This window comes from Aquabacterium sp. (genome assembly GCF_016234775.1).
Classification (GTDB): domain Bacteria; phylum Pseudomonadota; class Gammaproteobacteria; order Burkholderiales; family Burkholderiaceae_C; genus Aquabacterium.
The window spans coordinates 88771-115280 of record NZ_JACRAH010000009.1 but is presented as its reverse complement, the minus strand read 5'-3'; the positions used below and the strand labels follow the sequence as shown (position 1 = coordinate 115280).

At 63.2% G+C, this 26510-nt stretch carries 22 protein-coding genes; 15 read left to right on the top strand and 7 right to left on the bottom strand.

Annotated features, from left to right (window positions below):
* The first annotated feature begins 161 nt into the window (after positions 1-161).
* The 3 genes from HY836_RS04190 to HY836_RS04180 are packed head-to-tail and all read left to right on the top strand — an operon-like array spanning position 162 to position 3270.
* The gene (locus tag HY836_RS04190; protein WP_290673871.1) at positions 162-1736 is read left to right on the top strand and encodes a DUF2306 domain-containing protein; all 1575 of its coding nucleotides are present in this window, start codon (positions 162-164) and stop codon (positions 1734-1736) included.
* A gap of 14 nt (positions 1737-1750) precedes the next feature.
* Positions 1751-2830 (top strand): AraC family transcriptional regulator ligand-binding domain-containing protein, encoded by a 1080-nt coding sequence (locus tag HY836_RS04185; RefSeq protein WP_290673869.1) that lies wholly within the window; start codon positions 1751-1753, stop codon positions 2828-2830.
* A complete protein-coding gene (locus HY836_RS04180; RefSeq protein ID WP_290673867.1) occupies positions 2827-3270 on the top strand; it encodes a DUF2834 domain-containing protein in 444 nt (147 codons plus the stop codon). The genes HY836_RS04185 and HY836_RS04180 overlap by 4 nt, the downstream gene beginning before the upstream one ends.
* 49 nt (positions 3271-3319) lie before the next feature.
* Here the strand turns inward: HY836_RS04180 and HY836_RS04175 are convergent, their stop codons facing one another.
* The gene (locus HY836_RS04175) at positions 3320-4246 is read right to left on the bottom strand and encodes a metal-dependent hydrolase (RefSeq protein ID WP_290673865.1); all 927 of its coding nucleotides are present in this window, start codon (positions 4244-4246) and stop codon (positions 3320-3322) included.
* Positions 4247-4370: 124 nt separating this feature from the next.
* Between HY836_RS04175 and HY836_RS04170 the strand changes: the two genes are divergently transcribed.
* Positions 4371-5411 (top strand): AraC family transcriptional regulator, encoded by a 1041-nt coding sequence (locus tag HY836_RS04170; protein WP_290673862.1) that lies wholly within the window; start codon positions 4371-4373, stop codon positions 5409-5411.
* Positions 5412-5414: 3 nt separating this feature from the next.
* Here HY836_RS04170 and HY836_RS04165 read toward each other — a convergent pair whose 3' ends face one another.
* Both HY836_RS04165 and pyrE read right to left on the bottom strand, forming a co-directional pair.
* Positions 5415-6113: a DUF4124 domain-containing protein gene (locus HY836_RS04165; RefSeq protein ID WP_290673860.1), complete on the bottom strand. Its 699-nt coding sequence runs from the start codon at positions 6111-6113 to the stop codon at positions 5415-5417.
* Between the two features lie 75 nt (positions 6114-6188).
* On the bottom strand, positions 6189-6866 hold the full coding sequence (pyrE, locus tag HY836_RS04160; RefSeq protein ID WP_290673858.1) for an orotate phosphoribosyltransferase: 678 nt from the start codon (positions 6864-6866) through the stop codon (positions 6189-6191).
* A gap of 20 nt (positions 6867-6886) precedes the next feature.
* On the opposite strand from pyrE, the gene HY836_RS04155 reads away from it, so the two are divergent.
* Positions 6887-7699, top strand: a complete 813-nt coding sequence (locus tag HY836_RS04155) for an exodeoxyribonuclease III (RefSeq protein ID WP_290673856.1) — start codon at positions 6887-6889, stop codon at positions 7697-7699.
* 56 nt (positions 7700-7755) lie between these two features.
* On the opposite strand, the gene HY836_RS04150 is transcribed toward HY836_RS04155, so the two are convergent.
* Entirely contained in the window at positions 7756-8691 is a 936-nt protein-coding gene (locus HY836_RS04150; protein ID WP_290673854.1) for a GSU2403 family nucleotidyltransferase fold protein, read from the bottom strand.
* 253 nt (positions 8692-8944) lie between these two features.
* A complete protein-coding gene (locus HY836_RS04145) occupies positions 8945-10267 on the bottom strand; it encodes a lipase family protein (protein WP_290673852.1) in 1323 nt (440 codons plus the stop codon).
* A 438-nt stretch (positions 10268-10705) separates the two neighbouring features.
* On the opposite strand from HY836_RS04145, the gene nirB reads away from it, so the two are divergent.
* The 3 genes from nirB to HY836_RS04130 are packed head-to-tail and all read left to right on the top strand — an operon-like array spanning position 10706 to position 14994.
* Positions 10706-13237, top strand: a complete 2532-nt coding sequence (nirB, locus tag HY836_RS04140) for a nitrite reductase large subunit NirB (RefSeq protein WP_290673851.1) — start codon at positions 10706-10708, stop codon at positions 13235-13237.
* Positions 13238-13259: 22 nt separating this feature from the next.
* Positions 13260-13619, top strand: a complete 360-nt coding sequence (nirD, locus tag HY836_RS04135; RefSeq protein WP_290673850.1) for a nitrite reductase small subunit NirD — start codon at positions 13260-13262, stop codon at positions 13617-13619.
* A gap of 52 nt (positions 13620-13671) precedes the next feature.
* Positions 13672-14994 carry a nitrate- and nitrite sensing domain-containing protein gene (locus tag HY836_RS04130; protein ID WP_290673844.1) on the top strand — a complete coding sequence of 441 codons (1323 nt, stop codon included), beginning with the start codon at positions 13672-13674 and terminating at the stop codon, positions 14992-14994.
* Positions 14995-15033: 39 nt separating this feature from the next.
* Here HY836_RS04130 and HY836_RS04125 read toward each other — a convergent pair whose 3' ends face one another.
* Positions 15034-17145: a diguanylate cyclase gene (locus HY836_RS04125; RefSeq protein WP_290673843.1), complete on the bottom strand. Its 2112-nt coding sequence runs from the start codon at positions 17143-17145 to the stop codon at positions 15034-15036.
* Between the two features lie 264 nt (positions 17146-17409).
* Between HY836_RS04125 and HY836_RS04120 the strand changes: the two genes are divergently transcribed.
* The 6 genes from HY836_RS04120 to HY836_RS04095 all read left to right on the top strand — a co-directional run bounded on the left by HY836_RS04120 (position 17410) and on the right by HY836_RS04095 (position 24772).
* Positions 17410-18105: a hypothetical protein gene (locus tag HY836_RS04120; protein ID WP_290673842.1), complete on the top strand. Its 696-nt coding sequence runs from the start codon at positions 17410-17412 to the stop codon at positions 18103-18105.
* A gap of 239 nt (positions 18106-18344) precedes the next feature.
* Positions 18345-19772 carry a glutamate-cysteine ligase family protein gene (locus HY836_RS04115; protein ID WP_290673841.1) on the top strand — a complete coding sequence of 476 codons (1428 nt, stop codon included), beginning with the start codon at positions 18345-18347 and terminating at the stop codon, positions 19770-19772.
* A gap of 19 nt (positions 19773-19791) precedes the next feature.
* Positions 19792-20832, top strand: a complete 1041-nt coding sequence (locus HY836_RS04110) for a M14 family metallopeptidase (RefSeq protein ID WP_290673840.1) — start codon at positions 19792-19794, stop codon at positions 20830-20832.
* A gap of 109 nt (positions 20833-20941) precedes the next feature.
* Positions 20942-22879 (top strand): protein kinase, encoded by a 1938-nt coding sequence (locus tag HY836_RS04105; protein ID WP_290673838.1) that lies wholly within the window; start codon positions 20942-20944, stop codon positions 22877-22879.
* A gap of 16 nt (positions 22880-22895) precedes the next feature.
* Entirely contained in the window at positions 22896-23975 is a 1080-nt protein-coding gene (locus tag HY836_RS04100) for a polysaccharide deacetylase family protein (protein WP_290673836.1), read from the top strand.
* On the top strand, positions 23972-24772 hold the full coding sequence (locus HY836_RS04095) for a hypothetical protein (protein ID WP_290673834.1): 801 nt from the start codon (positions 23972-23974) through the stop codon (positions 24770-24772). Before HY836_RS04100 ends, HY836_RS04095 begins: the two co-directional genes overlap by 4 nt.
* On the opposite strand, the gene HY836_RS04090 is transcribed toward HY836_RS04095, so the two are convergent.
* Positions 24756-25754: a LysM domain-containing protein gene (locus HY836_RS04090; protein ID WP_290673832.1), complete on the bottom strand. Its 999-nt coding sequence runs from the start codon at positions 25752-25754 to the stop codon at positions 24756-24758. The two genes, HY836_RS04095 and HY836_RS04090, sit on opposite strands and share 17 nt — an antisense overlap.
* A gap of 193 nt (positions 25755-25947) precedes the next feature.
* Here HY836_RS04090 and HY836_RS04085 point away from each other — a divergent pair, with 193 nt between their 5' ends.
* The gene (locus tag HY836_RS04085; protein ID WP_290673830.1) at positions 25948-26406 is read left to right on the top strand and encodes a hypothetical protein; all 459 of its coding nucleotides are present in this window, start codon (positions 25948-25950) and stop codon (positions 26404-26406) included.
* The last annotated feature ends 104 nt before the right edge of the window (positions 26407-26510 follow it).

The window sequence follows — 26510 nt, the reverse complement described above, 5'->3', positions numbered from 1 at the left end:
GCGGCCGCCAATGGCGGCAGGCAGACCGGGCTGAATATTCGCTGACACCGGCGACCTGAGCAGGCAAAAGCATGGCCATTCGAGCACACCATTGGCCGATAAGGTCAAGTCGCCATCCTTAGCATCACGCCATCATCCGCCCGCACCTCGACAGGACCACCATGAGCCTTGCCGCCGATACCCCCATCTCCACCCCCGCCATGAAGGGCGCCTGGCTGGTGCGCGCCATCGCCGTCGTGCTGGCGCTGGCCATGCTGCTGTATGGCGTCGTGGCCATCGACACGGGCATCGTGAACTACAAGGGCGCCGGCAACGCCGAGGTGGCGGCCAAGCGCATCGAGATGCAGCGCGCCGCCGAAGCAGGCGACAGCAGCGGATCAGCGGCCGAACACAGTGGCATCGGCTTTGACTTCCTGCGCAAGCACAGCTCACCCCAATACAGCTTTGGCAAGGACGGTCTGAGCGAGCCGGCCATCCACTACGCGCTGATGCCCAAATTCAACGGCATCACCTTGTCCATCCACAACGCGCTGGGTGGGGTCTGCATGCTCTTCGGTGCCCTGCAGTTCTGGCCGGCTTTCCGCCGCCGCTTCCCGCTGTGGCACCGTGCCTTCGGTGGGCTCTACATCCTGGCTGCGCAATCGGCCATGATCGCCGCGATGATCTACCTGTCGCGCACAGCCGTGGTGGACATCTATGACCACCTCACCTTTTACGTGGGCCTGTGGGCGCTGGCCATTGGCGTGACGGTGACCTTGTGGATGGCGATCTACTCGATGCTGCAAAAGCGCATTGCCCAGCACCAGGCCTTCATGTGCCTGAACTTCGGCCTGCTGCTGACCGCACCCATCCAGCGCTACGGCTGGCTGGCCTTCGGCATGTTCGGCCCGCAGGACATGCGCCAGCTGGAAGGCAACTACGCTGTCACCGGCGTGCTGGTGCCGCTGACGGTGATGATCGGCTACGGCCTGTTCACGATCAACCGCTGGCTGCAGGCTGACCGCTCGGCCGCCTCCGCACAGAAGGTGGCGCAGCCCTTTGGCCTGTACGCCAGCGCGGGCCGCCTGCTGGCCATGCTGAGCCCGCTGGTGCTCCTGGCTGCCGGCGCCACCACCGTTCAACACTACCTGTTGCAGCCTGGCCTGCAACACATCGAACACGCCGCGCAATGGATCCCTGCTGGCGTCATCCAGCTGGAAGACCAGGTGATCGTGGCGCAAGCCGCCACACGCCAACTGTTCACGATCGCCACCTTGCTGGGCCTGATCGCTGGTGCGCATCTGATGTGGACGGCCTTTGTGGCCAAGGCCTCACCGGCCCGCTACATGGGCCTCAGCGGCTGGGCACTGGCCGCCGCAGGCGGTGCTGTGGGCGCGGTGTTGGTGCAATGGGGCGTGCAGATGGGTCTGCCCAGCTTTGCCACCCTCGCTGGCGGTGCCATCTACCTGTTTGGCGGCAGCGTGACGCTGCTGTTGTCCGCCCTGCTGGCCTTTGCACTGGTCACAAAGCGCCATGTCTGGGTCAAGGAATGGGGCGTGTTCGTGATCGCCTGCCTGGTGGCCACACCCAGCTTCTACTGGGCCCTGCCGCTGATTGGCGCGCAGCCCATCGACCCGCAGTTCGTGCAGGAGGGCCACGTCTTCCGCATGGCCAGCTATGGCGAATGGATGCTGCTGATGGGCGCTTTCGTGTACGCCCTGTTCAGCGAAGCCACGCACAGTAAACTGGCCCGATAAACACGCATCGGCCCATGGTGAGTTCAGACCGCATACTCAAGAGCCTGACCTTCCCCATCCAGTACATGGAGATCGGGGAAGCGCTCGCCCGCGACCTGCATCAGGACGTGGAGGAGCTGTACCGCTATTGCGGCATCGAGCTGCCCCGGCCCTTCATGCCCTGGCAGACCATCAATGGCCTGCAGATGCAGCGTGCACTGGCGCACTTCCTGGCCCAGTGCCCGCCCGGTCCGCCGCCGCTGGTCACCTTCATGGCCCACTTCCCGGTGACCACACATGGCCCGGTGGGCATGCTGGCCATCACGTCGGCCAACCTGGGTGAGGCCTTGCAAGGGGCGCTCAAGTATTCGTCACTGGTGATGCCTGCGTTCGAGATGCGGCGCCAGGATGTGGGCGATGAGGCGCACGTCATCATCGAGCGCAAGTACGACTTCGGCCCCGTCAACGACTTCTTCACGGAAACCGTGGTGCTGGCACCGCTGAAGATCATGCCCTTCCTGACCCGGCCCATCTCCGGTGGCACGGTCTACCTGATGCACAGCCCCATGGGCGATCCGGCCGAGTACGAAGCCGCCTTCGGCGTGAAGTTCGTGTTCAATGCCAGGCAGAACAAGTTCGTGGTGCCCAGGCAGGATCTGAACATCCCGCTGATGGCCCCCAGCCGCGCCTCGCACCTGCTGATGAAAGCCACGCTGGAGCAGCAAAGCCAGGCTCGCCAGGACACGAAACCCACATCGCGCGAGGTCAAGCGCCGCCTGCAGACCGCCGTGCGCCAGAAGCAGTTGCTGGACGCCGATGCCCTGGCTGAAGCGCTGGCCATGTCACCCCGCACCTTGAGCCGCCGCCTGAAAGACGAAGGCACCACCTTGCCGCAACTGCGCACGGAAGTTGGCATCGAATACGCCGAGGTCTTGCTGCTGGAGACCGACAAGACCATCGCGCAAATTGCTCACGCAGCAGGCTTTGCCGATGCCGCCGCCTTCACGCGCGCTTTCAAACGCGCCACAGGCAAGACGCCATCGCAACTGCGCGGCGGCCCCGGCAACGCTGACACCCCCATCCACACAGAATCCACGCAAGGGTCCGACACATGAACAGCAAACAGACCGCCCTGTGCGTTTTCTACGGCCTGATCGCCGTGGCCGCTCTGACCGGCACGGCCGCCCAACTCAAGCCCTACCTGTCGCTGGGTATCGTGCAAGGCAATGTGCACTTCTGGCAGGATACGTTGGTCAATGCGGCCAGCCGCTTCATCACGGTGGACATCATGTTCGTGTTCGCCGTGGTGTGGCGCTGGATGCTGACCGAAGGCCGCCGCCTGAAGATGGGCGGCTACTTCTGGTACTTGCCAGCCTCCCTGCTGATCGCCTTCAGTGCCGCCCTGCCCGTGTTCATGATCCACCGCGAAATCGCCCGCAGCCGCCTGAACCCGGCCGAGGTCGATGACACCGGTGCCGCTGGCGCGCTCAGCGTGCTGCTGGTGACGGCAGTAGCTTTGGCCTACACCTGGCGCGCACTGGCTGCCATCATCTGATGGGCGCGGCGAAGCTCGGCACCAGGCTGGAGGACGCCGCACCAGCCACCTACCAGCGGCCCACCGCCATGGCACCCGCACGCACGCCCTGTGAACGCGCCATATAGGCCAGGGCCTCGGCGGTGTCGCCCTCATCCACGGGCTCATAACGTGGCTTCAGGTAACGCAACTCCTCCTTGAGGAACCAGCCGATGCCAGGCAGAAAGCCGCCCTTGCCAGCTCGGCGCCATTGCCGCCAGAACGACAGGCTGAAGGGCCCGGCCCCACGTCCCTTGAAGGCAGGATCCTGACGCACGATGTGCTCCACACCACGCGCATACACGTACAGAAACCAGGGGATCCAGATCAATTTGTGCACCCAGCGCGTGGCGTAGTGGCCACCCAGATGGCGGTACAGATCGAAGGCCACGCAGCGGTGCTCGACCTCTTCGGCGCAATGCCAACGCAGGATGTCCAGCACGGTCTCGTCAGCCCCCACCTCATCCCATCGCTGATTGCGCAGGATGTATGTGCCCACCGTGCAGGTCGTGTGCTCGATGTTGGCGATGATGCCCAGGCGGAAGATCAGCCACCGCCGAGCCAGCCACTTGGGCAAGGGCCGGCCAAAGGGCTCATCTGACAAAGGCCCCTCCTGAAACAGCCAGGTCACACGATCGATGAAGCTTTGCGTCTCGATGCCATGCGCACCCAGATAATGTTTCGACGCGCCCTGATGGGATCGCGCATGCACGGCTTCCTGGCGAATGAAGGCATTGACATCTTCAGCCAGGCGCTCGTCGCGCACCAGCGGCAAGGCCTGGTTGAACAGCTTGCAGAACCAGAACTCGCCAATGGGCAACATCATGTGCAACTGGCTCAGAAAATGGCTGGCAAAGGGCTGATCGGGGATCCAGTGCAAGGGCACGTCAGACCAGTCGAACTGCACCTTGCGAGGTGCCAGGTGGGTCGGTGAAGTGGAACCGGTAAGTGCGTTCATGGCAGGCAGGTCAAGCTGTACTTGGGGCAAGAAGTGACAGCCTTCAGCGTAAACAGCGCCCCCCTCGGCGAGAATGGCGTATGCGGCCCCAACTTGACATTTGAGGCCACACGTTTCAACCGCCATGGCCATGTCACCCAACCGCCCCCGCTGGGATTTCCCACGCAACATTGCCAGCACCCGCATCCTGTTCGGCCTGGGGCGCGAACATGGCTTGAGCGCGCGTGACTGCCTGGCCGGCACGGGCCTGAGCGAGCTGCAACTGGCCCAGCCCGAGCGCATGGTCGAGGCCATGCAGGAAATGCAAGTCGCACGCAATCTGCTCAGGCACCTGGGCCCCGACATCGGCCTGGGCCTGGACGCCGGGCTGCGCTACCACCCCACCACCTTCGGCATCTGGGGCTTCGCGCTGCAAAGCAGCCCGAGCGCGTGGAAGGCGGTGGAGGTCGGCATCCGCTACACGCGCCTGACCTGTGCGTTCTGCCAGCCCGTCATGGCCGACACGGCCGACGAGGCCCTGCTGATCTGCGAAGACAAGGACGTGCCCGAAGACGTGCGGGACTTTTTCGTTGACCGCGACAGCACCATGATCCTGCAACTGCAGCGTGACGTGCTGCCCATGCAACTGCCCTTGACGCGGCTCGAACTCAGGCGACCGCGCCCGGCTTACGCGGACCGGATCGAAGCGCTCTACGGGCATGCGCCGGTTTTCAATCAGGCCCAGAACCGGGTAGGCATCAGCCAGGCTTTGGCGCAACTGCCGCTGCCTCAAGGGGATGCGGCCGCACTCCAGCTGTGCGAGGATGAATGCCAGCGGCTGCTGACCCGGCGCAAGCTGCAAGGCGGTCTGGCCGGGCGCATCCGCGATCAGCTGATGATGCACAGCCGCGCCATGCCCACCATGCTGCAAGTGGCCGATTCAATGCAGATGAGCGTGCGCACCTTGCGGCGGCGGCTCGCCGATGAGGGCGTGGTGTTTGAAGCGCTGGCCGATGATGCGCGCCGCGTGCTGGCGGAAGAGTTGCTGCACACCACCGACATGACCGTGGAGGATATCGCCGAGCGATTGGGCTATGCGGAGCCTTCGTGTTTTTCCAGGGCGTTCAAGCGCTGGAGCGGCTTGTCACCGCGGCACTTCCGACAAGGGCGGGTGACGCGCCGGTGAGCATCAGCGCTGAACAGCGTCAGAGGCTGACGGACCGGACCCCGGCACTGCCCCGCCCCACAAGCGCCGCAATCGCGCCAGTTCGGCGTCATACAAGGCATTCACACGCGCAATCTCGGCGGTCTGCTGCGTGATGATGTCCTTTTGAGCCTGCTGCTGGGCGTCATTGGCTTCCAGCCGGGTCTTGAGCTTGAACGGCAGACGCTTGCCCTTGTAGAACTCGGCCTCATCCAGCAAGGGCTTGCGGTCAGATTGCAATTCCTTGAGATGCAATTCGGACGCATCAATGCCGCGACGCAGATCATCGATCACGGCCTCGCGCGCCTTGTTGTGCGCAGCCTCATTGGGATAGCGCAGCATCAGGTTGCGATCGCGCCGGATGGCATCCTTCTGAGCAGCATCTGCCAGCGCCTTCTGGTGCTGGCGCTCTTCAGCCAGCGCGCGCTCTTCCGCGTTCATGCGTGGCGGCACAGTCTGCTTCTGGGAACCGTCCTTGTTGAGCACGCGCTGCTCGCGATCCAGGCACTCCCGGATCGGCCGATCGGAGGTGTACTTCTTGCCGGATGAATCCACACACGAGTAAATGCCAGGCGCAGCCCAGCTTGCCGATGCCACCAGGAGCAGAACGCCACACGCCGCAGCCTGGCGCACCACCTTGCCGGTGATGGCCATGCGCTCAAGGGCTCCCAACTCAAACGTCATCGTGGCTCCGTGTGTGGCGCGCTCCAGCACGCCGCATTCTGATCAGTTCAATTGTCAATATTAGTTCTAAACGGATCAGACGCCATAACGTTGACGATAAGCCAGCACCGCAGGGTGAAATGCTGTCAAGGCAGGGTCGGACTCCGTCTGCAGATACTGCAACAAATCACCCAGCGTGGCGATGGCAACAACGGGCAAGCCGTAGTGCTGTTCCACCTGCTGCACAGCGCTCTCCGCGGCGTCCTGTCCGTTGGCCGTGGCTTTTTCCTGGCGGTCCAGGGCAATGGTGACGCCAGCCGGCTTGGCACCCGCCTTGATGATCAGGTCGATCGACTCGCGCACCGAGGTGCCGGCGGAGATCACATCGTCGATGATCAGCACGCGGCCCTGCACGGGCGCGCCCACCAGGGTGCCGCCTTCGCCGTGGTCCTTGGCTTCCTTGCGGTTGTAGGCAAAGGGCTTGTTGTGGCCCAGGCGCGCCAGTTCGATCGACACGGCCGCCGCCAGGGTGATGCCCTTGTAGGCAGGCCCGAACAACATGTCGAACTCGACGCCGGACGCGATCAGCCGACGTGCATAGAATTGCGCCAGACGGCCGAGCTTGGCGCCGTCATCGAACAAGCCGGCGTTGAAGAAATAGGGCGACAGGCGCCCCGCCTTGGTCTTGAATTCCCCGAAACGCAGCACCTTGGATTGCACTGCGAAGGCCACGAAGTCCTGGGCCAACGTGTCATTGGAAGAGGTGTTGCTCATGATTGATTGGGTATTTCGTCGTGTTTCGTCTGGTCTCACTGAACCTCAACGGCATCCGTTCTGCCGCCACCAAGGGCCTCGTGCCCTGGACTGAAACCATGTCCGCCGATTGTATGGGCGTGCAGGAGCTCAAAGTTCATGTCGACGACATGCCCGAGCCTCTGAAAGCCTTCGCCGGCATGAATGGCCATTTCCACCATGCAGAAAAGAAGGGTTACTCCGGCGTCGGGCTTTACACGAAGCACGAACCTTCTGACGTGATCATCGGCCTGGGCGGCAAGGACCCCAGCGGCGAATTCGACCCGGAAGGCCGCTACGTGGAGCTGCGCTTTGACAAACCGGGCCGCAAGCTGTCGCTGATCAGTTGCTACTTCCCCAGCGGCTCCAGCTCGGAAGAACGCCAGGAAGCCAAGTACCGCTTTCTGGACATCATCCAGCCGCATCTGGCCGCCCTGCGTGGCGAGCGCGAGTTCATCCTGATCGGCGACGTCAACATCGCCCACAAGGAAGCCGACCTGAAGAACTGGAAGGGCAACCTCAAGAACAGCGGCTTCCTGCCCGAGGAGCGCGCCTGGATGACCAAGCTGCTGGATCCGGCCGGCGAGACGCGCCTGGTGGATGTCTACCGCACGCTGCACCCCGACACCACGGACGAGTGCTACACATGGTGGAGCAACCGGGGCCAGGCGCGCGCGAAGAACGTGGGGTGGCGCATTGACTACCATTTGGCGACGCCTGGGCTGGCGGCCACGGCCAAGCACGCCAGTGTGTACAAGGACAGCTGGTTCAGCGACCATGCGCCGCTGACCATTGACTACGCCTTCAGCCTCTGACCGGCGACGAGTCCTTCACTCAGCATAGGGCTGGGGCAAGCGATTCACATGCCTCATCAGGGCTGAAGTGCCTTCTCGTCCAGCAGTTGCTGAACGATGTCCGCCTGAAGCTTGTCTCTGCGGCGTTTGCCAGGCGGCCTATTGTCGAGTTCGGCCATCCAGCGCTTGAACGCCACGAACACGGCAGGCGACACGGTGCGCATCAGCGCCATGCGGCCCGTGACCGAGAACACCACCCGCTCGTACCTCGGCGCATTGAGGAAGGCTTCCGCACGCTGCGCCTGAACGGGCCACAGATCGCCTTCGTCCTCGGTAAAACGAAAGGGGTGCGGGTCGCCCTCGGTGGCCATGCGGCGAAGGAAATCCACCATGAACCCCTTGTCGTTGACGGCCGACTCAATCTGTCCTTCCATGCGCTGAAAGGTGGGATCCGCACGCTGCAGCAGCTTGAGCAAAGAGCTGTCCAATTTGGCCATCGTGCTGACGAACTGGACGCGCTTGCGCGCATCCCACAGAAGGTCGACATCCTGTGTGGCCAGCGCACCCGCCTCGATGCGCATGGACGCCGCCGCCTCGTAGGCATACAGGGCATGGGTGCCCACCACCGTGAAGTGCGCGCCAAGCCCCGCTAGCTCCAACTCGTTGAGCACGTCCACAACCGGGTTGGGCACCCTCCCCACGCGCAAGGCTTTATTGAGCCGTTCAGATTCGCGCAGGCTCGCCCGCAAGGACCTTTGCCGGGCTTCCATCTTCTGCTTGCCTTCGGTGAAGGCTCGCAGCGTCTCCTCCGTCTTCTCGTCGCGGGGCCCCAACCTGCTTTGCCGATTGTCAGGCGAGGTCTTGACCAAGTACTCGTACGAGCCCTCTCGCTTGAAATACATCCCGCCCGCAAATTTTTTGGCTTCCTTGACCACGCGCAGCCACTCCAAGAAGATCGCCTCGGAGTCGATGGCTTGCCGCGCGGCGCTGTCAGGCAATGGGAGATGGTTCACAGCGTCATCACCTTATAAAAATACAAACGTGATTTTATACGGTGACTCTTTTAAAATCAATGACTTGCATTACACGGCATCGCGGAAAGGCGTGATTTCCGTCGGCGATGTCATCACTGGGCATTGCGAGGCACGGCTGGTTCAGCGACCATGCGCCCTTGACGGTCGATTACGACTTCCAGCTCTGAAAAGCAAAAGGGGCGACCCAGTCGCCCCTTCTTCTTCATGGCTTGCGAGCCATCCCTGCCCTATATCAGGGCGTGTACACGATCGGCGTCAGCGCGTTGCCCACGGCAATGCTGGAGCAGTTCTGCGGTGCGGCCTTGCCGGCAAAGCGGTCGTCCACCCAGGCGGTTGCCCAAGGCAGCCAGTTGGCGATGGACAGGAAGTGGCTCGAACCCCACTCCTTGTGCTGCACAGGCACGCCCTTGCCGCAGTACTGGCGCGCCAGTGTGCGAACGTCACCAGCCAGCATCACGCCGTCACCCTTGCCCCAGATCGGCGAGGTCTTGGTCAACTCCAGGGTGCCGCCGGTGCCTTGACCGATCTGCAGCGGAATGGTCGGCGTGCCGCCCGTGCCCATGATGACCTTGTTCACGGCTTCCACATACTCAGGGATCTTGGTGCGGTCCTGGAACTCGGGCTTGACGAGGTCCTTCCAGGTCACCTTGCTGTACTGACCCAGCACGTAGGCGATCGACGCCTTCTGCATCCTGTCAAAGACTTCCAGACCACGCGGGGTCAGGTACTTCTTGATGTCGATCTCGTAAGAGCGCGAAACGCCCAGCACCGCCATGGGCATCACACCACCCCAGATGGGTGCGCCTTCGACGTAGGTCAGGTTGTGCTCAGGGCTCACCAGGGTGCCGCCGAACGCCGCGCCGATCAGGTTGTCATTCAGATCAGGTGCGTAGCTTGGCGCCAGCTCGGCCGCCCACTCGGTGGCAATCGCGCCGCCCGAGTAGCCCATCATCACGACCTTGGCGCTGCTGGCCAGACCGATCTGCGAAGAGCTGAAAGCCGCACGGATCGAGTCCAGCGTGTTGTAGCCGTATTCAGGGCCGGCGGCGAAGTTGGCCTTCTGGCCTTCGGTATCAGAGATGATGACCGTGTAACCCTTCTTCACGTAGCTGCCAAACAGCACGGCTTCAACAGCAGGCAGGACCTCCGGCAGGCGGGTGCCACCAGCATAGGCGCGCGAGGGGCCATCTTCCGGGTTCAGCGAGTCATAGAACGACTGGTACGAGATCACCTTGTTCTTGTTGGCGCAACTGACCTTGCTGCAGTCGGGCGAGAAGATGGTCGTCACGTTGGCGGCAGGACGCTGCAGGGCATCAGTCGAGCGGTAAACGATCTGGGTGGCCTGGTACGACGTCTTGATGCCCGCGAGGTAAGCCGTGATCGTGCGGCTCTTGAGGATCGTGCCTGGTGCGGCGGCCGCCAGTTGAGCGCTGTCCGTGTACTGGAAGAAGGGGTCGGTTGTAGTGGCAGCGCTGGACATGGCCGGCACCATGAGTGCGGCTACTGCGACCTGGGTTGCTGTCAGCAAGTTTCGGGTGCTGGGGCGAATGGGCATCAATGTCTCCTGGGGTCTCTCTTGCGAGATGCGTTAAACCGAATGGGGCAATCTTTTTGTTTGCCTTGGCAGCGCTTGTCATGAGCTGATACGTTGCATCGTGCCCGTGCAACCCTGCCCAATATGTCCGGCACCAGACAGATCCAGGGTTTGTGATAACGGTGGTTTCCTCAATGGCGCCACGGCTGCAAGCCCAGTTTTGGCGCCATCTGCGCACCATGTGAGTGCATCAACACCCAAAATACACTGGCACACCTATTGCTTAACTATCTGCACCCGCAGGTATCGTCGCCTCGGTGCACGCTTTTTGTTCTCCGCTAACGACGGCGGAATGCAGTCAGGGCCACTTCACGGTGGCGTGATCTGGCTGTTCTTTCATTGGTTTCGGCTCGCCGGCATTGGCCGGGCAAGCGCACCTCTACCGTCGCAGGAGTTCACATGAAGATCGTCGTCGTTGGTCATGGCATGGTTGGCCACAAGTTCCTCGAAAGCCTGGCCGAATCCGGCCTGAAGGATGCCGAGGTCACGGTACTGTGCGAAGAACCCCGCCCCGCTTACGACCGGGTTCACCTCTCCGAATACTTCTCTGGCAAGACGGCTGAAGACCTCTCCCTGGTCGAGCCTGGCTTCTTCGAGCGCACCGGTTTCAAGCTGCGCCTGGCCGCCAAGGCCGTGGCCATCGAGCGGCGCACCAATACGGTGACCACGGCGGACGGTGAGGAGCTGCAGTACGACAAACTGGTGCTGGCCACCGGCTCGGTGCCTTTCGTCCCCCCTGTTCCAGGCCGTGAGCGCAACAAGTGCTTCGTCTACCGCACGATTGAAGATCTCGAAGGCATGAAGGCCGCGGGCGCCAAGGCCAAAAACGGCGTGGTGGTCGGCGGTGGCCTGCTGGGTCTGGAATGCGCCAAGGCGCTGCGCGACATGGGCCTGGACACCCACGTCATCGAGTTCGCTCCTCGCCTGATGGCAGCACAAGTGGATGACATGGGTGGCCGCGTGCTGCGCAACAAGATCGAGGCCTTGGGCTTGCACGTGCACACCAGCCGCAGCACGGTCAAGATCACCGATGGCGCAGAGCACCTGCACCGCATGGTCTTTGAAGATGGCAGCTACCTTGAAACCGACATGATCGTGTTCTCGGCCGGTATCCGCCCGCGCGACGAACTGGCCCGCCAATGTGTACTGGCCATCGGCCCACGTGGTGGCGTCGTGATCGACGATCACTGCCGCGCCAGCGACCACCACATCTACGCCATCGGCGAATGCGCATCCTGGAACGAGCAGACCTTCGGTCTGGTGGCGCCTGGTTATGACATGGCCCGCATTGCCGCCAAACACATCGCGGGTGACGCTGCCGCCAGCTTCGCGGGCGCCGACATGAGCACCAAGCTCAAGTTGATGGGTGTGGATGTCGCCTCCATTGGCGACGCTCATGCCAAGACGCCTCATTGCCACAGCTTCCAGTACATCGACGAGATCAAGCAGATCTACAAGAAGATCGTCGTCAGCCAAGACAGCAAGAAGCTGCTGGGCGCGGTGCTGGTGGGCAATGCCGATGAATACGGCACGCTGCTGCAGATGGCGCTCAATGGCATCGACCTGCCGGCCGACCCCGAGTTCCTGATCCTGCCGTCCAGCGACGGCAAGGCCAAGCCCGGCCTGGGCCCCGACGCCCTGCCCGACAGCGCCATGATCTGCTCGTGCAACAGCGTGACCAAAGGCCAGATCTGTTCGGCCGTGGGTGAAGGCGCCACGTCCATCTCGCTGCTGAAGTCCTGCACCAAGGCTGGCGCCACCTGCGGCGGTTGCGTGCCCCTGGTCACCCAGGTCATGAAGGCCGAGATGAAGAAGCAGGGTCTGGCGGTCAACAACCACATCTGCGAACACTTCGCCTACTCGCGCCAGGAGCTGTACCACCTGATCCGCGTTGGCGAGATCAAGTCTTTTGCCGACCTGCTGAGCAAGCACGGCAAGGGCCTGGGCTGCGACATCTGCAAGCCGGCTGCCGCCAACATCCTGGCATCCGTCTGGAACGAGTTCGTGCTCAAGAAGGAGCTCGCCAGCCTGCAAGACAGCAACGACTACTTCCTGGGCAACATTCAAAAAGATGGCACCTACTCCGTCGTGCCCCGCATGCCAGGTGGCGAAGTGACGCCCGAGGGCCTGATCGCTGTGGGCCAGGTTGCCAAGAAGTATGGCCTGTACACCAAGATCACTGGCGGCCAACGTGTGGACTTGTTCGGAGCCCGGGTGGAGCAACTGCCCCTGATCTGGGAAGAGTTGATCGCCGCAGGTTTCGAATCGGGACACGCCTATGGCAAGTCGCTGCGCACGGTCAAGAGCTGCGTGGGTTCGACCTGGTGCCGTTACGGTGTCGATGATTCGGTGGGCCTGGCCGTCGAGCTGGAGAACCGCTACAAGGGCCTGCGCGCGCCGCACAAGATCAAGTTCGGCGTATCCGGTTGCACGCGCGAGTGCGCCGAAGCACAGGGCAAGGACGTGGGCGTGATCGCCACGGAAAAGGGCTGGAATCTGTACGTGTGTGGCAACGGTGGCATGAAGCCCCGCCACGCCGAGCTGATTGCCTCTGATCTGAGCAAGGTCGAGTTGATCAAATTGATCGACCGCTTCCTGATGTTCTATGTGCGCACCGCAGACCGCCTGCAACGCACCAGCACCTGGCGCGACAACCTCGAAGGGGGCCTGGACTACCTCAAGGGCGTGCTGATCAATGACACGCTGGGTCTGGCCGCCGAACTGGAAGGCCAGATGCAGCATGTGGTCGATACCTACCAGTGCGAATGGAAGACGGCCGTGACCAACCCCGAAGTTCGCCAGCGCTTCCGCTCCTTCGTCAACAGCGATGCCAAGGATGAACGCATCGTCTTCGTCAAGGAACGCGGCCAGATCCGCCCGGCCCGCCCTGAAGAGCGCGACGACGCATCGACCGAGGCCACTCTGGCCTGATCCCGCTGAGAGGAATCCACCCATGAATGCTGCTGTTTTGAATTTTCCGACTGACGCCTCCGCCTGGACCTCCGTCTGCGCCGTCGATGCCATCGTGCCCAACACGGGGGTGTGCGCCCTGGTGGCGAGCCGGCACGTCGCGGTCTTCCGTGTCGGTGAAGACCAGTTCTTCGCCATTGACAACATCGACCCCAAATCCGGCGCCAGCGTGCTCTCTCGCGGTCTGGTGGGCAACCTGGGCGACCAGATCGTCGTGGCCTCGCCGCTGTACAAGAACCACTTCGATCTGCGTACCGGCGCCTGCCTGGAGTCGCCCGAGCATTCGGTGCGCGCGCACGAAGTCCGCGTGGTAGATGGGCAGGTCCTGGTGTCGGGCAACTGACCCACCCCGCATCTGACGGACAATGGGGGGCTCACTCCCAGTCCGTCAGCCCATGCAACTGTCCGTCTCACAACTTGTTCTGCGCGCCAAACAACTGGAAATCGATGCCGTCGGGCACCTGATGGGCCGCGTCGAGCTGGTGGATGTCATCGGCCAGCTTGTGCACGCGCTGCAAAGGGAGCGTGGTGCCACCAGCATCTATCTGGCCTCTGGCGGCCAGCGCTTTGAAGAAGAGCGGCAGGCTGCGCTGGCTGCAGCCCGGCCCATGGAAGCCAGTTTGCGCGACTTGCTCGCCCGGCAACTGGCGCCAGAACAGGGCGCCTCGGCGCGCATGCTGTCCCTGATGGCGTGGGTGCTGCTCGACCTCGATGCCCTGGCCGATCTGCGCGCGCGCATTGATCAGCGCCAGCCCAGTGCCCATGATGCCGTCGCGGCCTTCAGCCGCTTGATCGCGGGCATGGTCGAGCTGGTCTTTCACGTGGCCGATGCCGCAGCGCTGCCCGGCATTTCGCGGCTGCTCGTGGCCTTTGTGCACCTGGTGCAGGGCAAGGAAGCGGCCGGGCAGGAGCGCGCCGTGGGGGCGCAACTGTTTGCGTCCGGCGCCAGCGATGACGCCGAACAGCAGCGCATCGTGCACCTGATTGACGCGCAGGAGCGCAGCCTCCAGGTGTTCGACGAGTTTGCCGAGCCCAGCTTGCGCGCACGCTGGCAGCAGCATCAGCTGACGCCCCATGTCGCGCAACTGGAGCGCCTGCGGCGCACGCTGTGCACGGCCAGACCAGGTGCGAAACTTGACAGCGGCTTGAGCGATCTCTGGTTCGACATCACCAGTGAACGCATCTCCGAGATGTGGGCGCTGCAAATCGAACTGGTGCAATGCCTGCGTCAGGCCTGCCAGGCTCAATGGACGGCCACCCGCCAGGACTTGCAGGACTCTGAAGGCCTGCTGCAACGCTTGCGCGACAACCCGCCGCCGCACACCCACGCGGTGGACCGTTTCTTCAACGCAGCAGAGCAACCGGATGCGGCGCCCGTGCTGCCCAACCTGCTCGAAGCCACCGCCGCAAGCTCAACAGACCCGGCACATGAGGCCCAGGTGTCGTCGCTGGAGGATCTGCTGCAGACACAGTCCGCACGATTGGCCAGCATGGAGGTTGAACTCGACGCCGCACGGCGCGCCCTGCATGAGCGCAAGGTGATCGAACGCGCCAAGGGTGCGTTGATGTCGCGACTGGGGCTCACGGAAGAAGCGGCCTTCCGGTCTTTGCAGAAAGCCTCGATGGATCACAACCGTCGCTTGCTTGACGTGGCTGAGGCTACGTTGGCCTTGCCGGATGTCTTCTTCACAGGATCGACAAGCTCGCTCAGGAAGTGAACGCCACACTCATTCGATGACCGGCGAAAAGGCAGCAGTTCAGGTGACGACGTCACCTGCTTGATCCACACCTTTTGCCTCACATACCCTGATCGAGCGACGCCCGGACTGCTTGGCCTGGTACATGGCGGCATCGGCCCGCTTGAGGCACTCGTCTTCCGTGCCTGGCTCACCATGAAACAGCACCAGCCCGAGGCTCGCACTGCCATGGTGCTCAATGAGCTTGCTCAGGCCAGATGCCGTGGGCACGGCGAGCCGATATACCTGTGTCAACGAACTCAGGATCTTGTCAGCCACGCCTAGCCCATGCGTCATGGCATGGCTGCGATCCAGGCCCAGATCGCTGAGCACCACCACAAACTCATCCCCACCAAAGCGGGCCACGGTATCGGCCTCCCGCACGCAGTGCTTGAGGCGTTGGGCCACTTCGATCAACAGCATGTCACCCGCATCGTGTCCATGCAGGTCATTGAGCGGCTTGAAGTTGTCCAGATCGAGAAAAATCAGCGCGGCATACTGGCCGGAACGCTTGTGCCTCGCCATGGCCAGCCCCAGCCTGTCCATCAGCAAACGGCGATTAGGCAGCATGGTGAGGGCATCCTGGTAGGCCAACTGCCGAACACGCTCTTCCATCTGCTTGCGGTCGGTCACATCGGTCAGGAAATTCAGTGAGGCGGACTGCCCCTCCCAATCAATGGTGGTGCCACTCAACTCGAACCAGCGTTGCCCCTGATGACGCGTGAGAATGCGCACCAGGTAGGTGAAATCCTGCGCCCCTGCCAGCTTGCGCTTGCGCCGGTTGAGCAACAACATCTCACGGTCTTCTTCGTGGATGAACTGACCGAAAGACTGCCCGACGAGTTCCGACTCTGCCAGCCCGGCCTGTTTGCACAGCTTGGGATTGGCGAATCGGATGATGTCGCCTTGCACGACACAGATGCCTTCATTGGCCGTATCAATCAACCTGCGATAGCGCTGTTCACTGCGCCGGAGGGCCTCCGCCTCACGGCTGCGTTCAATGGCGATGCTGGCCAGGCTGGCTGACTGTTCAATCAGCGCCATATCTGCAGGGGAAGGCACATGCGGCTGCCGATGATAGATGGCGAACGTGCCCAGTATGGTGCCCAGTGAGGAGCGGATGGGCTGAGACCAGCACGCCCCCAAGCCAGACCTGGCGGCCAGCTCCTTGTAGCCAGACCAATAGGGGTGCTGGGAGATGTCTTCCACCACCACGCGCTCACCCGTATAGGCCGCCGTGCCACAGGAACCAACGCCCGGCCCGATGGCCAGGCCGTGAATGGCCGCGTTATAGGCATCAGGCAGGCTGGGCGCCACACCCTCACCGAGGTGCAGGCCTTGCCGATCCAGCAGCAACACACTGCACAGCATGCCCGGGTGCAGTTGTTCGACCCCCCTCACCATCGCAGACAGGACCTGTTGCAGCGGTACCCCAGTGGACAACTGCTCCAGGATCCGGCTGCGAAACTGATCGGCTGCGCGCTCGGCCTGCAAGGCATACTCCGCACGCTCCTGGTTCATCATGACCAGGCCCAGAGACAACCACAGCACGCCCACCAGTGCAGCCATGAAGGTCAGACCCTGAGCCGGCCCCGTGTCCGTCACCGCGGCAACCTGCATCGCCCCAACGGATATGCCCAACACCCGCACGAACATGACCAGCAGCACCGCCAGTGCGCCAGCGGACAGGATATAGGCCCCTCTCCCGGGCAACTCCGCACGGCTTTGCCACAGGGCCAACAGCAGGGTCAGACACTGAAAGCTGAACACCAGGCCAGCCAGAAGGAATCGCGCTTGCTGCGCATGTTGGAGGAAGCTGAAGGCGACCCCTACAAAGACGACCGGAGTCCACAGCCACCAACGCGGTGATGGCCGCCCGACGAACCGGAAAAATCCTTCACCAAACAGCGCAAACATGGCCGATACCGCCACATTGGCCACCACAATCGACCACACATCGGGTATCTGTCCGCGCAAACTGTAAAGCGCGTATCCCACAGCATGCAACATCAGGCCAGCCGCCCACAACAGCATATTGACATGCTGCCTGTGCGCGATGAAGGCGATGGCCGCGCCCATGACAGCGCTGGCGATCACGATCACCAGAAACAGTGTCGGTGTGTGCACGACCATGGGCAAGAAGGTGAATCCTGTTGTGGGGGAACAGCTTGCGATGTTGCGCCCGAAGCGCAGACCCATCCGATTGCAAACACACCGAAAGGAAGGTTTGTTTGGTGGATCCTTGTTCAATCGGCCATCGCCCCTGGCACCTAAAGTCTGAAAAACGCTGAAAAAGAGGCCATTGCCTGACGATCGCGTGCGACGCCCTCTGACTAAAGTCCGGGCTCTGTCGTCGACATCGCGATGCCGACGCGCCCACCTCATGAGGAGCCCGACATGATGACCTTCCGCCAAGCAGTCCAGCATATGCCCGCGACGGCCACCGCGCTGAGCGGCTTGATGGTCAGTCTGGCCGCGATGTCGGCCTATGCAGGCGAATCCTATGTGCAGGTTGGGGCGCCTGGTGTGGTGGTGGGCTACGCGGTGACGGTCAACCAGAAGCTGGGCTTGCGTGTCGATGCGGGCACCACAGGCATCGTCAACCGCACCCACAGCATCACTGGCGTGGGCTTCGACACCAAAGCACAATACAACCGCTTCGGGGCGTTTGCGGACTACTTTCCGTTCACCGGTCGCTTTCGCCTGACCGGTGGCCTGACCTTGAACAAGGCCCGCCTGGACCTGAAATCGCGATTTGACGGCGCCTCGTCCATCACGGTCAATGGCCATGACATCACGCCGTCGGCCACCGATTACTACAACGCCCAGTTCAAGTTCCCGACCGTCATGCCCTACATCGGTCTGGGCTGGGGCCACCAGGAGCGCGCCGCTGGCATGGGCTTTGTGGCCGATGTGGGTGTGTCCATCGGGCGCGCCAAATTCACGCCCGACACCAACATCGTTGGCAAGACCTACAACACCTACACCATCACCCAGGCGGACGTGGACGCCAAGACCGATGAAATCAACGACAAGATCGGTCGCATCACCTTGCTGCCCAGCGCCAGCATCGGCGTGAACTACCGCTATTGACCCTCCTGTTTTTTGGCTTGGTCGCTGCCGATGGTCGCCACGGCGGGACAATTGCAAGTCTTGGGCGCAAGCCCCGGATGCCGATACCGTTTCATCACGGTGTCGGCATTTTGTTTTGGGGCGCGGGCAAGCCCGTGAAACCCTCGGACTTGATGCGCCTCAACTACTGCGCAGTTAGGTCGTGAAGCCATCCGCCCACGTGCGCATGATGAAGACTTGTTTACCTCGTTGACCACAACATGGGCCAGGAGATCAGCGCGACGCGCTTCAATGCCGACGACATGGCGCGCTTTGCGCAATGCCTGGAGACGGAAACCAGTCTGGCCGCAGACACGTTCAAGCTCGGGGGCTTTGCACAGCAAGGCCGCGTTGCGGGTTTCGAGCTGGAAGCCTGGCTGCTGGACCGCAACTTTTACCCCGTCCCTTGCAACCAGTCCTTTCTGGCGCGCATGGCCGACCCGCAGGTGGTGGCCGAGCTCTCGCGCTTCAACATCGAACTCAACGGTGAACCTCAAGCACTCACCGGCCATGCGCTGTCGAAGCTGGAGTGGGAGCTGGCCGACACCTGGTCTCGCTGCCTGAAGACAGCGCACGAAGACGAAGCCACCGCGATCGCCATCGGCACCCTGCCTACCCTGCGTGAGTCCGACCTCAACTTGTCGACCATGACGCCGTCCAAGCGCTACGTGGCGCTCAACCAGCAGGTGCTCAAGGCCAGACAGGGACGCCCTTTGACGCTGGACATCGCTGCGCCTGCGCGCGGGGATCACCTGCGCACCACGCATGCCGATGTGATGTTGGAGGCTGCCACCACCTCCTTCCAGATCCACCTGCAAGTCCCGGCCGATCAGATCGTGCGGCACATGAACGCCTCCATGGTGCTGAGTGCCCCACTGACCGCACTGTCGGCCAACTCTCCCTTCCTGTTCGGACACCGCCTGTGGCACGAGACGCGCATCCCGCTGTTCGAACAATCAGTGGACTGTGGCAGCGATGTGCAAGCCCATGGCCAGCGCGTCAGCTTTGGTGACGCCTATCTGGGCGAGGACCCGACCAGCTACTTCACGGACAACGCCGCGCAGTTCCCTGTGCTGCTGCCCATCTGCAGCGACACACCACCAGAGGCCTTTGCGCATCTGCGCTTGCACAACGGTACCGTATGGCGCTGGAACCGGCTGCTGATCGGCTTTGATGACGCACGCCAGCCTCATCTGCGCATTGAGCAACGCGTTATGCCCGCCGGGCCCAGCGTGATCGACATGATCGCCAACGCCGCTTTCTACTACGGTGTGGTGCACATGCTCGCGGCCAACCCGACGGCACCGGAAACGTCACTGCCCTTCGCCACGGCCAAAGCCAATTTCTATCGCGCAGCTCAGGACGGCCTGGATGCCCCGCTCACGTGGCTCGATGGCCGCACACGCAGCGCCACTGACATCCTGATCGACCTGTTGCCCATGGCACGAGAAGGCCTGCAACAGCAAGGCATCGATGGCCGTGACATCGACCGCTATCTGGACGTGCTGGCCGTGCGCCTGCGCACCCGCCGTAACGGTGCGGCCTGGCAACTGGCCCATCATGCGCAATATGGTGACCTCTTCAAGCTGACCGCCGATTACCTTGAACACCAGCGCAGCGGCATGCCCGTGCACGAATGGCCGATCTGAACACCCCATGGACCACACCATGCTGACCCGACTTGATGCCCTTCCAGCAGGCTTTCTTGACACCCCGGCACGGGAACTTCACCAACTCCTGCCCGGCCCCACACTGATCCACGTCCCCGGCAGACGCACGCCAGAACTGTTCGTCTCCGTGCTGTTGCACGGCAATGAAGATGTGGGCCTGGTGGCGATCCAGCAGGTTCTCAAGGCGCACGCAGGGCGTGAGTTGCCACGCGCCATGAGCCTGTTTATCGGCAATGTAGCGGCTGCAAGCGAAGGCCTGCGCCGGCTCGATCAACAGCCCGACTACAACCGGGTCTGGCCCGGCACCGTGGTGCACGCTGGCACGCCGGAAGCCGAGGTCATGCAACAGGTGCACCAGATCATGGTCGAGCGCGGCCTGTTCGCCAGCATCGACATCCACAACAACACCGGGCTCAACCCCCATTACAGCGTGGTCTGCCAGCTTGATGCCAACACGCTGCACCTGGCCATGCTGCTGACACGCACGGTCGTGTGGTTCCGAGGCCCGGAGGGCTCGCAAACCGCGTCATTCGCGCAACACTGCCCCTCGGTGGCCGTGGAATGCGGCAAGCCAGGCTACCCGGCCAACGAAGCCGCCGCAACACGCTTCATCGAAGCCTGCCTGCATCTGGCCGCCTTTCCTGAACACGGCGTGCGCGAGTCCGACATCGACCTGTATCACACGGTCGCCCTGGTCAAGGTCGCCCCGGATGTGGACTTCGGCTTCGGCACGCCCGAGCTGCCGCTGAACTTCAAGCCGCAACTCGATCACCTGAACTTCGTGGAACTGGATGCGGGCGCCGTTTTTGGCCAGACTCAATTGAGCCGACCGCTGGACGTGCGCGACGAGCTCGGTCAGGATGTGGCTGACACCTTCTTCCGCACCCGAAACGGCGAACTTCAGTTGCAACGCCCCTCCATGCCCGCCATGCTGACACTGGATGCCAAGGTTGTTCGCCAGGACTGCCTGTGCTATCTCATGGATCGTGTGCCTTTCGAACTGCTCAATCAGCCAGATCAGCCTCCGTCACCTCGTTGAGCGAATGACACAAGTGTTGATCCTGGGGGCTTGATTCCGTCACATCTCGCTGCGACCATGGACATTGATGTGGCCTGCGCATGGCCAGCAAGATTTCAAGGAAGGTGTCATGACCCAGCAACCGCCCGCCAACGAGCCTGACAACAAGCCCGTCATGGCCGACAACGATCTGCCAGACGAAGACAGCGAAGCCACCGTGATCGTGCCGGCCTCGCAGCAGGCGCGCTACTTTGCGGCGGCTGCGGCGGCCACCCCGGGCCATACCCCCACCGCGCCGGCCACACCTTCGGCGCCGGCCTCGTCAGCGGCACCCGCCCCAACAGCCACCCTGCCCCCCAGCAGCATCCACAAGGAGCCTGGCACAGAGCCACGCACCGGCACCCTGCCCGGCAACACCGTGCACCACGGCGAGTTGACCACCCGCCAGGTCGGCCGCTACGAAGTGCGTGACTGCCTGGGCCGAGGCGGCATGGCCACGGTCTACCGCGCCCACGACCCCGACATCGGCCGCGACGTGGCCATCAAGTTCCTGCATGCCTCGCTGTGTGAGGATGCCGACTGCCGCGAGCGTTTCGTGCGGGAGGCCAAGGCCGCCGGCGGCTTGTCCCACCCCAATATCGTCATCGTGCATGACGTGGGCGAGATCGAGCATCGCCCCTACATGGCCATGGAACTGCTTGATGGCGCCTCCCTGGCCGATGTACTGGCAGAAGGCAAGCCCCTGCCCATCCGCGACACGGTCGTGATGGGCATCCAGCTGGCCCGCGCGCTCGACTATGCGCACCAGCACGGCATCGTCCACCGCGACATCAAGCCCGGCAACATCGTGCGCCTGAAGGATGGCAACACCATCAAGGTGACCGACTTCGGCATCGCCCATGTCGAGTCCAGCAAAGGCGAACAGCACACACGCTCGGGCGAAGTGCTGGGCACGCCGCAATACATGTCACCTGAACAGACTGTGGGCGGCAAGATAGATGGACGCTCCGACCTGTTCTCAGCCGGCGTGGTGCTCTATCAGATGCTCACCGGCCAGCGCCCCTTCCAGGGTGACAGCATGGTCGCCATCGCCCTGAAGATCGCCAAGGACCAGCCCACGCCGCTGGACAAGCTGCGTGACGATGTGCCAGCGGCCCTGCGTCGCGTGGTCGATCGCTGCATGGTCAAGGAGCCCGACAGCCGCTATCAGAGCGGCAAGGAACTGGCCGATGCCCTTGTCAAAGTGCTCAACGAGATCGACGAAGCAGCTCTGGCCCGCAACCGTCCGCGCATCATCCCCCTGCGGGTGAAGTGGGCGCTGACCATGGCCTTGATCGTGGCCGTCGTCATGGGGCTGACCGCCACGGTCACCACCCGTCGCCAGTACGCAGCCATGATGGACCAGGTGGCAGACAACGGCGCCGCACTGTCGCGCTTCATTGCGGCGCAGAACGCGGTGGCGGCCCTGTCGGAAGACTGGGTGGCCGTGGACGTGACGCTGCAGGAGATCATGAAGACCAAGGACTTCGACAGCGTGACCGTCATCGACCGCGGTGGCATCGTGCGCGCCGCCAGCCAGGCCGCGCTGGTCGGCCAGGCTTACCGCCCGCCACAAGGCGAGGCCTTGCCCGAACGTTCCGGGGGCATCAAGACCTGGCGCGCCATCAACACGGACAGCCAGCACGGCACGGTGCTGGGCTTTGAAGCGCCCATCACCTTTGCCGGCAAGAACGTGGGCCGCGTGGTGCTGGGCCTGCCTGAAGCCCCGCTCACCCATGTGGCGCGCTTGTCCATGAGCCTGATGGGCGTGCTGGTGCTGGTCACCGTGCTGGCCGTGGCCCTGGCCATGTACTTCGTGGCCAACTGGTTCGCCAGGCCGATCAAGCTGGTGGCAGAGTCCATGGAACAGATCGCCAAAGGCCGGCTCGACCACCGCATCCACGAGCAACGCAAGGACGAGTTCGGTGAACTGTACGTGGCCTTCGATCAGATGGCCCAGGCGCTGCAGGATCGGGCCTCCGGCGCCGGCGCCACCACGCCTCCTCCCACGCAGAAGCTGGCGGCCTGAACACCGCGCAAGCATCATGAGGAGACACGCGCGCCCCCTGCTGGCCCTGCTCATCGCCAGCGCGTTGGCCGCCTGCTCGGTGACGCCCTTGCGACCCGGCACAGGCCAGGATCGCCAGGGAACTGGCGCCACGGGCAGCCCCAGTTCCATGCTCAAAGGCCAGGTGCTCGGTCGCAACGAACGCCTGCTCATCTACCAGCCGGCCCCGGGCGACACGCTGGCAGAAATGGCCCGGCACTTTCTGGGCTCGGCCGATCTGGCCTGGCGCATCACCGATTTCAACCAGACAGCCCCAGGCACCACAGACCAGGCCACTCGACCCTTGGTCATCCCGCTCACCGAACACAACCCGCTGGGCATCTACAGCGACCGCTACCAGACCATTCCCATCCTCTGCTACCACCGCTTCGGTCGGGCCAACGGCGGCGGCGCCAGCAGCAAGATGACGGTGTCAGCCACGGCCTTTGCAGCGCAGCTCGCCTGGCTCAAACGCAACGGCTACCACGTGCTCAAGCTGGCCGATCTGCGCGCCTGGCTGGATGGTCAGCGCGCCCTGCCGCTCAAGTCTGTGGTCATCACGGCGGACGATGGCTACGCCTCTTTCTACCACCAGGCCTACCCCTTGCTGCAGCAATACGGCGCGCCCGCCACCCTGTTCGTCTACACCGACTTCATCGGCGCAGGCGATGCGGTGGACTGGTCAGAACTGCAGGAAATGACACGCTCCGGCCTGATCGACGTGCAATCCCATTCACGCACTCACCGCAATCTGATCGAACACCCCAATGGTGAGAGCGAAGGCGTCTACCAACAGGCCCTGTTCAATGAAATCAAGCTGCCACGCGAGTTGCTGGCGCAAAAGCTGGGCACAGAACAAAGCAGTTATGCCTATCCATACGGCGATGCCAATGAGGCCGTACTGGCCATGCTGGGCAAGCAGAACGTCCACCTTGCCGTAACCGTCAACGCCGGTGGCAACGCCTTCTTCGCCCAGCCCTTGATGCTCCGCCGCACCATGATCTTCGGTGACATGAGCCTGGAGGATTTCAAGGCCAGGCTGCAGATCAGCCGGCCCACGGGGGGCCATGCGCCATGATGCAACACCGCGCGCGCGCGCCGGGCATCGCACTGATGTGCGCCTTGCTTGCGGCCTGTACAGCCATGCCCTCTGGCGAACGCGGCCGCGCCCTCTCGCCCGCAGCCGAGGCCTTCGAGCAGGCCACCCTCGCCAACGCGCAGGCCCAGATGCAGCAAGGGCATCTGGCCGAGGCTGCCGTGAACTGGGAGGTCCTCAGTGTGCTGCGCCCGGACAAGCCAAACTACGCCCAACAACTGGCGCAGACCCGCGCGCAGATCACGCAAAAAGTGAATGAACAGCTGCCCGCCGCACGCCAGGCCCGACAACGCGGGGCGCTGGATGAGGCCACTCAACGCAATCTGGCCATCCTCGCCCTGCAGCCCGACAACACCACAGCAGCACAGGCCCTGCGCGACATCGAACAACAACGCAACAAACAGCTCTACCTGGGGCGCTACTCGCGCCTGACGCTGGCCAAAGCGACATCCGGCAAGCAGACCGCACTGGGCACACATGGCCATCAAGCCGCCAACACGACCTTGTCAGTCGAGCGCAATGCGCTGGAACACGCCGCCTTGCTGGCCGGCCAGGGCGAGTTCGATGACGCCATCGCCTTGTTGAAACAGGATCTGGCGGCCCATCCCAAGGACGCCGCCACCCGCTCGCTGCTGGCCGATGTGTACTACCGGCAGGCCGCCTCCCTGGAAAGCAAGGACAAGCCCGCCGCACTGGCAGCGCTGCGCCTGTGCCTGCGGCTGGAGCCCGGGCACACCCAGGCGCGCCACAAGCTGGCTCAACTCACTTCAAGGCCTTGACCTTCTCCTTGAGCGTCAGGGCCTTCTGCTTTTCCAGTCGGGCCATGTCGTTGCCAGGATCGAGCTCCAGCACGCGGTTCCAGTTGGCAATGGCGCCATCCAGATCCTGCCGGGCCATGGCGGCGCGCGCTTTCTGAACATGGCGATCAACCAGTTGCTTGCGCACGGCCTCGGCCTTGTTCGCCGAACCAGACTGCCCCAGCGAGGCGGCCAGGCGGTAGTCGGCCAGCGCCTTGTCCAGATTGCCTGCCCGCTCGGCCGCCTGGGCCGCCTGCATGGCCTTGGCACCTGGGCTCAGTTCAGTGGACTGAGCCGGTGCGGAGGGCGCAGGTGCCGGCGACGGCTCGGCGGCGGGCGGCGCCACAGGCGTGGGGGCGCTCACCGCAGCAGGTGCAGGGGCCGGAGGTGGTGCAGGCGGTTCACTCTTGCCGCCGCCCTTGGCCCCGGTCTTGCCACTTGATTTGGTGGGTTTGGGGGGCTCACGGTCTTCCACCGGTGGCGCCTTGCCAGGCACCCGGATCACCTGCCCGCCAGCCACCTGCTTGGGCACCTTGATGTCGTTGTAGCGGGCCAGCCCGTAGAACAGGTAGATGTCCCCGAGAAGATGCCCAGCAATGCGCGACAGGGACTCCCCCGCCTTGACCGTGTAGCTGAACGACTCCTTGCCCAGCAACATGACGGGGTCGGTCGTCAGCTGACGCATCAGGCTCAAGGCCAGCTTGTTGTTCGGGTCCAGCGTCAACGCACGCCGCAAAATCACGCGGGCGTCGTCCTCGTGACCATCTTCCAGCTCGTCCACCGCCGACTGGGCCTCCTTCTGGGCCTGCTGCATCGCTGCCTGGGTAGGCGGCGCGCCAGGAGGGGGTGGCACAGGGGGCCCCACCAAGGGCGGCTGCGCAGACGAAGCAGCCTGGTCACTGGCCTGCTGAGGCGAAGCACAGGCGGCGACCAGCCAGGCGCATGCCATGGCGGCGGCCCGCATCCCCCAGACTCGCCCGATTGTTTGATTTGCGTGCATAGTGATGTCCATTTTGCAGCGTTTCAGCGATGCGCACCTTCTGCGCTTCATATACGATTTGCGCAGCGTCAGCCCCGTCAGGTAAAAATCACTTGACCTTGCCCCCATGTCAAGGTTCATAGTGCAAGATCAGACATCTTTGAGATCCTGTACCGCCATGCCCTTTCGCACCAGCTCCACCACCTTGCGCCGTCTCTGCGGCCTGGTGCTGCTGGCGTGGTTGTTCGGGGTACTGAGCGGAACGGTCAACGCCTGCATGCTGGCGGACCAGGCGCCAGAAGCGCCTGCCACGCACCATCACCACGACGAGCCGTCCGCCGAGCACGAACACGCTCATGCCCCATCGACCATGCATGCGCATGCCGATGAACAAGCCCAAGCGGCCCATCACAAGGCAGACGAACATGTCCTGTGTCACAAGTTCTGCAAGGATCAAAGCCTTACCCTGCCCCACCACAAGGGCGCAGATGAGCGGGATTTCAGCCCCACGCTGATCGCCTTGAGCGGCCCCTTGTTGCCGCCCACCCCTGCCCTCCCTCCCACCACGCGCTGGATGGAGGGCCCGCAAGCCCAAGGGCCGCCATTGGTCATTCGCCTGCTGCGACTGACCCTATGACCTCACCTGGCGACTGACCGGCCCGGGCTTGCACGCCCAGGCTGGCGGTCGCTTTTGCATGGCTCCTCGTGGCACTTCGCCACGACCGGGGCCATTCGCCGTGG